Below are 12339 nucleotides of genomic sequence, written 5' to 3'. Positions count from 1 at the left end.
GTTATGCACCCGCCGCAAGCCGCGCTGAAGGATAACATTCTATTGCGTAGCGGCAGCATGAAAAAGCGCGATATTTGCAGGATATCGGCAGTGGAACCTCCACCCGGCATCCTGCAAATTTTACCAGACCGATCTTATATTATGTCTTTTACACTGGAAACACCCCGGCTGATCATCCGTTCCTTTGCTGCCGGAGATGAACCGCTTTATGTAAGTACCCATCAGGATCCTCTTGTGAACAAATACCTCCCTGTCCGCAGCGAAGAGCAATACCGGGAAGTCTTTCAGCAGGCGCTGGTGCAGCCCGATGCATCTCTCAATCGATGGGCCATTACCGCAAGAGAAGACGGCGCCTATATCGGTTCCTGCCTGCTGCGTGAATTCAATCCCGGAGAGGAGCATGTGATCGAGCTGGGCTATAGCCTGGCAGCTGAGCATTGGGGAAAGGGCTATGCCCGTGAAATGATCGCGGGAATGATTGCGTATGCCTTCAGCTTGAAGCAGACGTATAAGCTGGTTGCCGTGACGCATCCCGAAAATAAAGGATCGCAGGCTGTTTTGCAGAAAAATGGTTTTGTATGCCGGGGAGAAGTGGTCCGCTACGATAACCTGAAGCTTACTTATTTTGAATACGCGCCCGGCGCTGCCTGACGCCTGAATTATGCCGGTTCGGTCAATCCCTGGAGAAAAGTATTCAGATCTTCCTCTTTACTGAGGCCCAGCTTTTGCTTGATCCGGTACCGGCTCATCCGCACGCTTTTTACTTCGACATGCATCATACGGGCGATGTGGCGGGTATCCATTTTCAGGTAAAGGTAGGCGCATAGCTTCAGATCGAGCAGGGTGAGCTTTCGCTGCGCCCTGGCGCTCAATTGCTGAAAGAAGCCCGGGTGTATCTGCAGGATCTGCATCCTGGCTTTTTCAAAATCGTCGTCCAGCACTTCTTCCTCCTTCAGCAGCTTCTGTATGTCGACAGCATCGTCCTCGCTCAGCTTATCCTTAAGCTGGTGCAGCATTTTATTTTTGTGTTCCAGCAATAGCATATTGGCCATGGCCTCTGTTTTTAGCTGCTCCTGGCGGACCTCCAGCAGCAGCTGCTCGGCTTTCAGCCTGGCCTGCTCTTCCTTTTCCAGCTTCACCTGCATTTCCGATTCCTGCTTCTCCAGCTTCAGCTGCTTTTCCCGTTGCAGGGAATAGCGCAGCCGGAAATGATAAGACCGGAACATGAACACCAGGCCGAGCAGGGAAGCCAGCGCTATGCCGCCATAAAGATAATTTTGTCTTTTTCGGCTTTGCTCCTGCTCCCGGAGCGCCTGCAGGGCCCTTTCCTGCTTCGCTGTTTCATATTGTGCCTCCAGCTTTTGCATGTTCCGGGCCTGCTGCTGCTTGAAGTATTTGCTGTTGTAGGTCGTCACTTCCTTCTGGTAAGCCAGCGCCTGCTGAAAGTTGTATTGTTGCTTGTAGAAGTCAGCCAGCGATTGCGTTACATTGATCAGGGTGGGGTAGTAAGGCGGCTGTGCACTCTGCATCACCTGGTAGGCATCCAGCAGGTATTGCTCCGTAGCGCGGTAATCGCCTTCCCTTTGGGCATAAGCGCTCAGGATACCCAGGCTGCTGGCGACCACTTCCTGGCTGTTGGGCGCCGTACGAAGCAAGGCCCCGGCCGTACGGGCATAGTAAAGTGCTGTGTCCCTGGCCAGCTTGTCGTTTGCCGGGAAATGTCTCATGTAGGCATCAGCAATATTAATACAGATAATGCCATAGGTATAAGGCGCTACCTGTCCGGGATATTGGTAGTAAAGTTGTACGGCCCGGCGGAGGTTGAGCAGGATACTGTCCCGGTATATCGGATCTTTTGTGGCATTGTACTGGTATTCATAAGCAGTAGCCATTGCTGCATAGCAGTTGCTGGTTACATTGTAGTCATCTGTGCTCAGTACACTTTCCAGTGCCTCGCGGGCATATTGGTTTACTTTCTGCTCATTGTCCCAGTTGGCATTGATGGCATACAGCTGGTAATAGACCTTTGATTCCAGGTAGGGATCGGCTTCCCGTTCCAGCTGTTTCAGGCTCAGGAGGCAGAAGCGGACCATATTGTCGGCGCTATCGAAGGCTTTGGAAAAAAGTGCCCTGGCATAACAGGCGTAAGCCTCGGCCCTCGGTCTCCTGGCCTTGCCCGCCATCCCGGAAACGGAGTCGCATACCGTTTTCATAGCGCCAAAGGACTGTGTGTTCACCAGCACGTTCAGTAATATGGTGTAGGCTTTGGCTGCTTCTGTATAGTTGCCCAGGCTTATAGCAGCGGCAGCACTTTGACGGGCGTATTGTTCCGCCTCACCGTAGCGTTTCTCTGTACGGTTGAATTCCGCCAGGCGGCTGAGCAGCAACGGCCGTTCTCCTGCAGCAGCCGTACCTGCTGCTTTGCGCAGGCTGTCGGCAAAGCGTTGCTGTGCCAGGCAATCCCGGCTGAAGAGGCCGGCAGCACTTAAGGTCAACAGCAAATAGTACAAAAGCTTCATGCCGGCAAATTACTATATAAATAGATCGCCGGCATTAGAAAAAAATACCTGCAGATGTTTGGGCTGTTTATAAGCTGTTGAAAAATAGCGCACTAAAAAAGATGTAGACATATTGTAGTAGGGGTGAAGACAGGAGGGTAGTTCTTCTGTAGGATGCCTGTTTTTGGAATCTACCCCTCCCATCACGGAAATTCGCCTTGTTCTCTTACTCCTTAAAAAACGAAGATCATATGAACAACAAAACACTAGCGATCGTTTCTTACCTCACCTTACTAGGCTGGCTGATCGCCTACCTGGCCGGTGGGAAAAATGCCGATGCTTTACTGAAGTATCATTTACGTCAGTCGCTTGGCCTTGCCCTGGTCAGCATTCTGCTCAGCGTCGTGCTCAATGTACTGGGCTGGCTGGTTCCTGCTTTGTCTTTCCTTGGCCTTTTGGGATTGGTATTACTCATCTTTTGGGTGCTGGGTATTATTAATGCGGCCAATGGTGCGCTGCGGCCGGTGCCGGTTTTCGGAAAGACCTTCGAGCACAAATTTTCTTTTATCGGCTAACCGCCTTTCAAATTTCAAAATCACTGCCATTATGCATCAGGAATGGAATTACTTTGTTAAAGAAGGTAATGTGTACCGCTGGAAAGGACAGAAGTTTTTTTACTACGGATTGGCCCTGTTCCTTTTCCTCATTATGATCGCCTGCCTGGTCTATGGCGCCAATAAAGGTGTTCGTATCATGGGCGTGTTTGTCGGTCTGCTGGGGCTGGCGGGTGTTTTGCGCAGCACGGCATTTATCGGCATCGATGTCGCCAACCGGCGCATCATCAGCCGGAGTTTCTTTTTCAGCCCCGAACGCAGCTACGACTTCGACGCCTTCAGCCATTTCCGCATCGTCAAGAGCCGTTACCTCATTATGACCATTAATGTATCGGCCTTCATGATCTTTAACCAGAATGGGAAAGAAAAAAGCTTCCTGCTGCAGCAGGGATTATTCAGTGCCCGTCCTTTGCAGCGGCTGACAGAGGAGATGGAAGGGATTATGGCTACCGCTACAAAAACGACCGTAATATGAAGCTGCCCCGGAAAGCCGGCCATCGTTTCCTGGTTTCCGGGAGCAGGCTGTATCTGCAGCCCTTCGGGGTATACAAGTACAAGATCTTCTTTTGTGCGGTGCTCACCTTATCAGCTTTCGTTGTGGCGGCAGCAAAGCTCGTCAATCATGACTGGCAGCAGGTTCTTATCATCGTCGGTTGCTTAAGTGCTGTGTATGCTGTGTTTGATGTCCTGTTCCGGATCAACCTGACCTATATTTTCGATGGCGAACGGCAAGGGGTTTATCGTAAATTTCCCGGTTTGTTTACACAAAAGCTCATGTCCTTCGATGAAGCTTGTGTCTTACCGGAAACGGAATATGGATCTTTACGGTATACCCTATCCCGGGAAAAAAATAAATATGGTAAAAGTTTTCCGCTCAGTGATTTCTTTTCCGATAGCAGGAAAGGGAACAAGCGGCAAGCGCAATTTGAAGAGGAGATACTGGCCATCATCATAACCTTTGTAGAAGATAAAAGCCCCTATATACACCCTTAACCTATCCCTATGAAACAACCGGTAATCGGCTTCTGGACCATTTATACGCTGGGCTTCACCGTAGCCTTACCGGTTTTCCTTTATTACAATGCCGAAGACCTGCCCAATGCAGGGCCCATGCCGGGGCAGAGCGCTATGCTTAGCTTTATCTACCTCGGCGTGGGGGCCTTGCTGTGGCTGATCGCGATAGTGCTGTATTGTCGTCTTTTCCTGGTGCAGGTTTTTTTGAGCAGGCGAAGGTTGCTGTGTACGGTGAGCGAAGGCACGGCCATCCCGGCGAAGATATTGGAGAAGACGATTAAGAAAGTTCGCGGCGGTATGGAAATGCTGGATCTGAAATTGTCTTTCACCAATCTTTCCGGCACACCGGTCACCGCCGTTTACGAGCTGAACGATGCACGGCCCGCCGAAAGGCGCTTTGAGCCGGGGAATAGCCTGGATATGCGCGCCTACGACGATGGGAAAGAAATACACCTGCTACCGGCCACAGCTCAGGTATCTGTCAAAAAACGGGTAGTAGCGGTTTATCTCTTTATCTTCCTGCTGATCCTGTCGTTTGCTGTCGGCTATCTTATACTATCTTACCATTGGGAAAGCCAGGGCTATGGCTGGCGTTTTCTGAAGCCCTGGCATCCCTGGCTGCTGGTGCCGGCGATTAACCTGGGCCTAATGTTTTTTGGAGGGTTATTATTCCGGTTCATCGGGAAGGCGACTCGTGGCGGTTCCCACCTGAGATGGGTGCTGTACGGGATACGGGCCAAAGCGACGATAACCGGCTACCGGCAAACGGGGCTTACCATTAACGATCAGCCGCAGATAGAATTTGAAGTACTATTTACCGATAAATGGGGCGCCCGGCAGCAGGTGGCGCATAAGGAGATTGTAAGCCTCATCGATCTGCACCGGCTGCAGGCGGGAGAGAAGGAGATCATTTACCTGCCTGATAAACCCCGCGAATTTCTGTTTTATGAAAATCTTTCCTTATCCTGAAGGCCGCCGGCTCCGGCGTATCGCGGGGCTGTTGCTGCTTTGCTTGTTGCCTGCCTGTCAGCAGCTGTCCGATAGCTTTGAAGAGACCCGGAACCCGCGTCCGGGGCAGCCCGTACGACCAGAACCCAGACAAAGTACGACCAGCACGCATCGCGGGAGTCATAGCTCAAGTACGGTTAGCATCAGCACACAGTCAACTACCACTACCACCGGGACAGAAGCGGTCAGTAAAAATATTTTCGAGACCAGTGCTGCGGGCTGGGACAGCATCCAGGCGAAGCTGTACGCGCTACCCGGCCTGAAAGGCAAAAAGCTGTTCTTCTACCAGGGCTTTTATGTTTACGATTTCCAGGGCGGCATTATCAGCATCAGCCTGCAGGATCCCGATAACCGGGAGCATATCGATGCCTATGTCTACCGTAAAGGCGAATGGCAACGGGAAGCGCCGGTAAAGATCACAGGGAATATACCGGTAGCGGAGCTGCTGATGCCGCTGGACGAAGTTCGGTTCCGTACCATTAGCCGCATATGGGCAAAGGCGCAGGAAAAATCGGCGACAATAGAGGACGCTGAGCGGGTTACTCATATCTACTTCAATTTTGTGAAGCGGGTCCGTCTTAAAGAATGGTACCTGTCTATCCGCAGCCCCCGGCACGACTATTACCTGGAATTTGATGTGCAGGGCAACCTGAAGAAAGTGCGCTGATCCCCGCTAACGCTGGATTTGTTACCTTTGCAGCACTTATTTTTGCCTTTATATGAAAAAGCTAATCGCAATCACCCTTTTGTCCTGCGCTGTACTGGCCGCACAAGCCCAGGATCGTAAGCCTGCCAAGCCCGGACAGACCTATGGTGAGGTCATCACGACTAAAGACGCTATCGATATTGCCGGCTTGCCTGCCCTGCTGGAAAAGAACGCAGACAAGAAGGTGAAGACCAAGATCAAAGCAAAAGTTGTGGACGTTTGTCCCAAGAAAGGTTGCTGGATGAACCTGTACATCAACGATACGACCACCGCCTTTGTAAAGATGAAGGATTATGGTTTCTTCGTCCCCATGGACATGATCGGTAAAACCGTAGTGCTGGAAGGCGAAGCTTTTGAAAAGGTGACTTCAGTAAATGAGCTGCGCCACTATGCAGAAGATGCGAAGAAGCCACAATCGGAGATCGATGCGATCACAGCGCCGCAGAAGAGCATCCGCTTTATGGCCAATGGTATTATTGTTCCCGAATAATTAAGACCTGAGGAATAAAAGATCAGGCCGGCTGCATGCCGGCCTGATCTTTTTTAATGTGTAAGGTTCCAGCCTAGCGCAGCGGCGCCCAGTATCGCTGCATCCCGTTCCGATAAGCCGGAAGGTATGATATCGATCTTGTCGCGGTACACCGAAAGCAGGTTCAGCTCCATATACTTTTTGGTCGGCTTCAGGATAAAGTCGCCCGCCTTAGCCAGTCCGCCGAAAAGAATGATGGCTTCAGGGCTGGTGATGGCTACGGCATTGGCCAGCGTTTCGCCCAGTATCTTCCCTGTGAATTCGAATATCTCTATCGCCAGCGGGTCGCCGGTCACAGCTGCCTTATAGATACCGCTGGAGCTGATTTCATCGCCCCGGCTGAAGACATTGAGCAGCCAGTCCTCATGCTCCGGTATCGGATCGCGCTCATGCAACGCGATCAATTCCATCGCCGTACGTACAATGCCTGTTGCCGAAGCGTAAGTTTCCATGCAGCCCTTGCGGCCGCAGCCGCAAAGCCGCCCGTCGCGCACCACGATGGTATGGCCCAGCTCGCCGGCAAAGCCGTCGTGGCCGTAAATCAGCTGCCCGTTGGCCACAAAACCGCTGCCCACGCCGGTTCCGAGCGTGATAATGATAAAGTCCTTCATGCCTTTTGCTGCGCCATAAGTCATTTCGCCTATGGCCGTGGCATTCGCATCATTGGTAATGGTCGCCGGAAGGCCGAAGGTATCGCTGAGCAATCGTTGCAGGGGAATGGCGCCTTTCCACAGGAGATTGGCCGACATCAGTATCTCCCCCGTATAATGGTTGGCGATGGGCGCGCCGGCCCCGATGCCGTTAATCTGGCTTTTGCCATACTGTTCGATATACGGTTTCAGGTTGTCATAAATGGCTTGTACAAACAGCTCGGGGTTGGCATAGTCCTGGGTGTGCAGCCGGTCCTGCACCAGTATGTCGCCACGCCGGTTGACCAGTCCGAATGCAGTATTGGTGCCACCGATGTCGATACCTATTGAAAAACTTTTGAGTTGCATGCGGGTATATTGAAAAAAGGCTTTAAGTTTATCACCTAATTAAATTTTTGAATGGGGTACAATAATACAAAGAATAAAAGTTACGGCTTCGCTCTTTTCCTTATCGGTTGCCTGTTCTTCGTCTTCGGCTTTATTACCTGGAGCAACAGCCAGCTGATCCCTTATCTCAAGATCGCTTGTGAATTGAGCGATGCGCAATCATACCTCGTGGCGACAGCCTTCTTTGCCGCTTATTTTGTAATGGCGATCCCTTCTTCCCTGGTGCTGAGGTTTACGGGTTTTAAGAGCGGTATGTCGCTGGGCCTGCTGGTGATGGCGCTGGGTGCCCTGCTCTTTATTCCTGCCGCCAATGCCCGTAGCTATCCCTTATTCCTCACCGGTCTGTTCATTATCGGGACAGGGCTGGCTTTGCTGCAAACCGCTTCCAACCCTTACGTTACAGTATTGGGACCTATTGAGAGCGCTGCCAGCCGCATCAGCATCATGGGTATCTGTAACAAGATCGCAGGAATACTTGCCGTGTATATACTGGGCCGCATTACCCTGAATAATGTTGACGAGCTGAAGGCCAGGTTGCTTACCCTTGACCCGGCAACCAAGGCCGCAGAGCTGGATCAGCTGGCTGCCAAGGTAGTGATGCCTTATACCGTTATCGCTATTGCGCTGGCCGCTTTGGCTGCGATACTTTACTTTATCCATCTGCCGGAAATCAAAGAGGAAGAAGAGAACACCGCAGCGACAACAAAGATGATGCCTTCCTCTTCTGCCGATACGATCTGGGCTTATCCGCACATGCTCCTGGGCGCTGTGGCTATCTTTTTTTACGTGGGCGTAGAGGTGATGAGCTACGATACCTTTGCCGGCTTCGGTGAGGCGCTCGGTTACAAGCTGGAGACAGCCAAGCACTTTGCCTCCTACACCGGCTACGGCTTGCTGGTCGGCTATGTGCTCAGCATCTTTGCAATACCTGCCGTGATCAGCCAGCGTAAAGCGCTCATTATTGCCACCCTGCTCAGCATGGCTATGGTTATCCTGGCTATGTTTACCAAAGGATCTGTAGCGGTATGGTGCTTTGCGGTGCTGGGCTTTTCCAATTCGGTGATGTGGCCCGCGATATGGCCGCTGGCATTGACGGGGGTAGGGCGCTTTACCAAGCTGGGCGGTGCTTTGCTGGTGATGGGTATTGTAGGTGGCGCCGTGCTGCCGCCCGTGTACGGCAAGTTGGCCGAATGGATGCACTCCCGCCAGATGGCCTATGTGCTCATGATCCCCTGCTATTTATACATCCTGTATTATGCATTGAAAGGCTATCGTCCGCGAGCAGGGAAAGTATAAACAGGAAACAATAAATGTTTTCATCACCAGCAGGACTGCGTACCAGCTACGCAGTCCTGCTGGCGTTTGGGAAAGGGGCGGGACGCTTCTTCGCTTAGCCCGATCATATATGTCAGAAAGGGTAGCAAATATGAATTGATAAGGAGTGCCACTGCTATTTTAAAGACTTTTACGCAAAATAGGACAGTAATGAAAAAACAACTTCTGCTTATGGGCGCCCTATTACTGAGCGGTATGTCTTTCGGGCAAAATCAACAACCGGCAAATATCATTGATGCCGACAACTTATCAGAGGCAGAGCTGCAGCATCTCAACACGATCGCTCCCAAAGACGGCTGGGTGTTGGTTAAATATAAGGGCGAAAAATACCTCCGGAATTTTTCCAACAAGGATTACATGCTGTCCCTGTTTATCCAATGTGCAGATGCCACACAAAAGCCCGGCTACCTGGTAGAATATTCAGATGAGTATGGAGATAAGGAGATGGGCGGACTGGACTTCCTGAGCTCTTCAGACAATAGTTTCAGCAAAGTGATCTTTTATCTCGATGGTAAAAGCTTCAATGATCCCTTCTCGGATATCAGGAGCAAAAACTTCGGTGATTTTTACCAGGCCATGAAGACCGCCAAAGTATTGAAGATCGAAGCGTTTAACGAAGAAATGAACCCAGAGACAGGCAAACAGGAATTAAAGCTGAACCGGGGTATCGATTTCAAATTAGCGAATGGAACGCTTTTGGATCAGCCCGTGACTTGCAGGTAGAATGATCCTGCGCTTTCATTTCTGAGCCAAACGTTTGTAGCATCACCATAAAAATAATCTTGCTCCGTAGGCGCAAAACCACAGCAGCGAAGCAATATCCGCATCCGGCCGCCGTTCAGACCGCTGCATGTTCCGACCGGTATGGCCGTACTGAATGTAAAAAGAAAAGCTATCCATAAGGACAGCTTTTCTTTTTATAAGATCAGGTAAGGATTAAGCTACCGCTTCTTTTTTCAGCACTTCAGCCATAGTCTTGCCGATGTCGGCAGGGCTGGCCACTACGTGGATACCACATTCGCCCATGATCTTCATCTTGGCAGCAGCAGTATCATCTGCACCGCCTACGATGGCTCCTGCATGGCCCATACGACGGCCGGGAGGAGCGGTTTGGCCGGCTATGAAACCGACAACGGGTTTGCGCATATTTTCTTTCAGCCACATAGCCGCTTCCGCTTCCATGTTACCGCCGATCTCACCGATCATAATGATACCATCAGTCTCAGGATCGTTCATCAGCATTTCAACCGCTTCTTTGGTTGTGGTGCCGATAATGGGATCGCCGCCGATACCGATCGCAGTAGAAATGCCGAGACCTGCTTTTACGCTCTGGTCAGCAGCTTCATAGGTCAGTGTACCGGATTTGGACACGATGCCGATACGGCCGGGTTTGAAGACGAAGCCGGGCATAATGCCTACTTTAGCCTCACCTGCAGTGATCACACCGGGGCAGTTGGGGCCGATCAGGCGGCATTCGCGGCCTTTGATATATTCGCGGGCTTTCACCATATCCTGTACGGGAATGCCTTCGGTAATACAGATAATCACTTTAATGCCTGCATCGGCTGCTTCCATAATCGCATCGGCTGCGAAAGCCGGGGGAACGAAAATGATGGAGGTGTCGGCGCCGGCCTGCTCCACGGCATCCTTTACGGTATTGAATACAGGGCGCTCCAGGTGAGTGGCGCCACCTTTGCCGGGCGTTACACCGCCTACGACATTGGTTCCGTATTCGATCATCTGGCTGGCATGGAAAGTGCCTTCAGTACCGGTAAAGCCCTGTACGATTACTTTGGAATTTTTATTGACTAATACAGCCATTGCTAGAAATTTGAGATTTACATGATTGTCACCGGCCTGCGATCTGCCGGAAAAGTGCCGCAAATATACGATAAGATGGGAAAAAGGCAAATCATTAATCCCGGTTGAAGACCTTGATCTTTATCAGTAAAAGAAGGCCTTCCGGGGCAGAATAACATATTTATCCTTATTTTAGGAGGTATGAAAACGCTGCCGTATCTGCTTTTCCTGCTCCCTATGCTCTTGTTGTCTATGATCCGGGTATCGGGACAAACCGGCTTTGCCGGTAAAGTCGTGGATAAAACAACCGGTGAGCCGCTGGCCGGGGCTGCTGTCTTCATCAACAATTCTACTTATGCGCAGGTATGCGATGTCGAGGGACATTTTGACCTGTCTTCTTTCCCGTCGCCGCCTTTCGAGCTGACGATAGCAGTGGTCGGCTATAAAACGGCCACCTTGCAGGTCACGGCTTCAACTGCCCGTCCGCTGGAGATCGCATTGGAAGCCCGGCCGGTCGACCTCCGGGAGGCCACGGTGCTGAGCGCCGAAAAAGATGGCTGGCGGAAATACGGCAAGCAGTTTACCGACGATTTTATCGGCTATTCACCTTTTGCCGCCCAATGCACGATACTGAATAAAGATGTGCTGCAATTCCGGTATCATGCGCAGGACAATACGCTTACGGTATGGGCGGATCAACCGCTGCGGATCCGCAACGGGGCCACCGGTTACCAGATCACCTACTGGCTCGAAGACTATGTAAAGTACTACACGAGCCGGCGCCTGTTCTTCAGAGGATACACGCAGTTTGCCGATCTCAATTCCCGAAAGAAACGGAAAATGAAAAGCTGGACCCAAAACCGGGGAACGGCTTACCATGGCTCGCTGAATCATTTCATGAGAAGCCTTTACCAGGGCTGCACAGCAAGCGAAGGTTTCGCAATCCGCCGGATGAAGCGCATTGCCGGTAGCGACTACGGCAAGTATGTTCCTGTGTGGACCGATACCATTCCCTTCGCCGATAGCTCGCGGTTACGGACATTGATAGCGCATATCGGTAACGATACGGCCGGGAGGCCCTGGGAAGAAGCAGCTTTCCGCACCCTGATGCTATGGAAGGATACCGGAACGCTTCCCACGCGCTTTATTGCCCCGGCGCTGGAACAGGTAGAAGACGCTCCGCAGCAATATCTTTTTGCCCGCGATGCAGCCGATTCCGGCAGGATGATCGTGAAGTATTATGATCTTAACCGGCTTTCTCCTCAGGACAGTCTCATGACTGCCAGGCTATCCGGTATACGCGTTGAAAGCAAGATGGGCACACCGGCGCCCGCATTCCGCAGCCGGAGTACCTTCGATATGGTTAACCCGGCCATCATCAGCGCCGACTCTTTTATCCGGGACCGGAGCGCCTCATCAGTGCGCTTCAGCTTTGCAGAATATCTGTTTGTGACCTATACGCCGGAGCTGGAGGAAAGAGCCTACCTGGACCGGCGTCCGGGCGGCAGCAAGCTGAGCCCCGGCGCCCAGGCCAGCATCATCAGCCTGGCATCGGAAAAAGGAATTACGGTATATCCCGATGGTAATTTTGCGCCGGCCTACGACCTGATGGCGGAAGATTACTGGGCCTACGAAAAGCTGGATAAGCTGCTGCCGCTCGATTACCGGCCTTGAGCTTCAGTCAATTATTTAACATAGGGATCGGGCTGGTCTGGTAAACATAATCCCGGTAATCTTCGTACCTTTGCGCCCCGGAAAAGCGGGAATGCCCGCTTATATTTTCCCACAATCAATTTTT

13 protein-coding genes are annotated in these 12339 nt (G+C 51.6%); 10 read left to right on the top strand and 3 right to left on the bottom strand.

Going from position 1 to position 12339, the window contains the following annotated elements; translation table 11 throughout:
* Nucleotides 1-3 precede the first annotated feature (3 nt).
* Nucleotides 4-651, top strand: coding sequence for a GNAT family N-acetyltransferase (locus DZC79_RS21465; RefSeq protein WP_317124960.1), 648 nt, complete (start codon nt 4-6; stop codon nt 649-651).
* 8 nt (nt 652-659) lie between these two features.
* Here DZC79_RS21465 and DZC79_RS10970 read toward each other — a convergent pair whose 3' ends face one another.
* Nucleotides 660-2519 (bottom strand): hypothetical protein, encoded by a 1860-nt coding sequence (locus DZC79_RS10970; RefSeq protein WP_118951632.1) that lies wholly within the window; start codon nt 2517-2519, stop codon nt 660-662.
* Nucleotides 2520-2749: 230 nt separating this feature from the next.
* Between DZC79_RS10970 and DZC79_RS10965 the strand changes: the two genes are divergently transcribed.
* Genes DZC79_RS10965 through DZC79_RS10940 form a run of 6 tightly spaced genes read left to right on the top strand, consistent with a single transcriptional unit; the run spans nt 2750 to nt 6330 of the window.
* Entirely contained in the window at nt 2750-3073 is a 324-nt protein-coding gene (locus DZC79_RS10965; protein ID WP_118951631.1) for a DUF4870 domain-containing protein, read from the top strand.
* Nucleotides 3074-3104: 31 nt separating this feature from the next.
* Entirely contained in the window at nt 3105-3587 is a 483-nt protein-coding gene (locus DZC79_RS10960) for a hypothetical protein (RefSeq protein WP_118951630.1), read from the top strand.
* Nucleotides 3584-4105: a hypothetical protein gene (locus DZC79_RS10955; protein ID WP_118951629.1), complete on the top strand. Its 522-nt coding sequence runs from the start codon at nt 3584-3586 to the stop codon at nt 4103-4105. Before DZC79_RS10960 ends, DZC79_RS10955 begins: the two co-directional genes overlap by 4 nt.
* Before the next feature lie 9 nt (nt 4106-4114).
* Nucleotides 4115-5095 (top strand): hypothetical protein, encoded by a 981-nt coding sequence (locus DZC79_RS10950; RefSeq protein ID WP_118951628.1) that lies wholly within the window; start codon nt 4115-4117, stop codon nt 5093-5095.
* Nucleotides 5073-5801 carry a hypothetical protein gene (locus DZC79_RS10945; protein WP_118951627.1) on the top strand — a complete coding sequence of 243 codons (729 nt, stop codon included), beginning with the start codon at nt 5073-5075 and terminating at the stop codon, nt 5799-5801. The genes DZC79_RS10950 and DZC79_RS10945 overlap by 23 nt, the downstream gene beginning before the upstream one ends.
* A 52-nt stretch (nt 5802-5853) precedes the next feature.
* On the top strand, nt 5854-6330 hold the full coding sequence (locus DZC79_RS10940) for a DUF4920 domain-containing protein (RefSeq protein ID WP_118951626.1): 477 nt from the start codon (nt 5854-5856) through the stop codon (nt 6328-6330).
* A 53-nt stretch (nt 6331-6383) separates the two neighbouring features.
* Here DZC79_RS10940 and DZC79_RS10935 read toward each other — a convergent pair whose 3' ends face one another.
* Nucleotides 6384-7367, bottom strand: coding sequence for an ROK family protein (locus DZC79_RS10935; RefSeq protein ID WP_118951625.1), 984 nt, complete (start codon nt 7365-7367; stop codon nt 6384-6386).
* A 51-nt stretch (nt 7368-7418) separates the two neighbouring features.
* Between DZC79_RS10935 and DZC79_RS10930 the strand changes: the two genes are divergently transcribed.
* Both DZC79_RS10930 and DZC79_RS10925 read left to right on the top strand, forming a co-directional pair.
* Nucleotides 7419-8702: a sugar MFS transporter gene (locus tag DZC79_RS10930; RefSeq protein ID WP_118951624.1), complete on the top strand. Its 1284-nt coding sequence runs from the start codon at nt 7419-7421 to the stop codon at nt 8700-8702.
* Nucleotides 8703-8891: 189 nt separating this feature from the next.
* The gene (locus DZC79_RS10925) at nt 8892-9464 is read left to right on the top strand and encodes a hypothetical protein (protein WP_118951623.1); all 573 of its coding nucleotides are present in this window, start codon (nt 8892-8894) and stop codon (nt 9462-9464) included.
* A gap of 213 nt (nt 9465-9677) precedes the next feature.
* Here the strand turns inward: DZC79_RS10925 and sucD are convergent, their stop codons facing one another.
* Nucleotides 9678-10562: a succinate--CoA ligase subunit alpha gene (gene sucD / locus DZC79_RS10920; protein WP_118951815.1), complete on the bottom strand. Its 885-nt coding sequence runs from the start codon at nt 10560-10562 to the stop codon at nt 9678-9680.
* Between the two features lie 180 nt (nt 10563-10742).
* Here sucD and DZC79_RS10915 point away from each other — a divergent pair, with 180 nt between their 5' ends.
* The gene (locus DZC79_RS10915) at nt 10743-12215 is read left to right on the top strand and encodes a carboxypeptidase-like regulatory domain-containing protein (protein WP_118951622.1); all 1473 of its coding nucleotides are present in this window, start codon (nt 10743-10745) and stop codon (nt 12213-12215) included.
* Nucleotides 12216-12339: the final 124 nt, after the last annotated feature.

The sequence above is a fragment of the Taibaiella helva genome, from assembly GCF_003545695.1.
GTDB classification, from domain to species: domain Bacteria; phylum Bacteroidota; class Bacteroidia; order Chitinophagales; family Chitinophagaceae; genus Taibaiella; species Taibaiella helva.
Note: the sequence above shows the minus strand (reverse complement) of the source record. Positions and strands in the feature narration are given on the sequence as shown.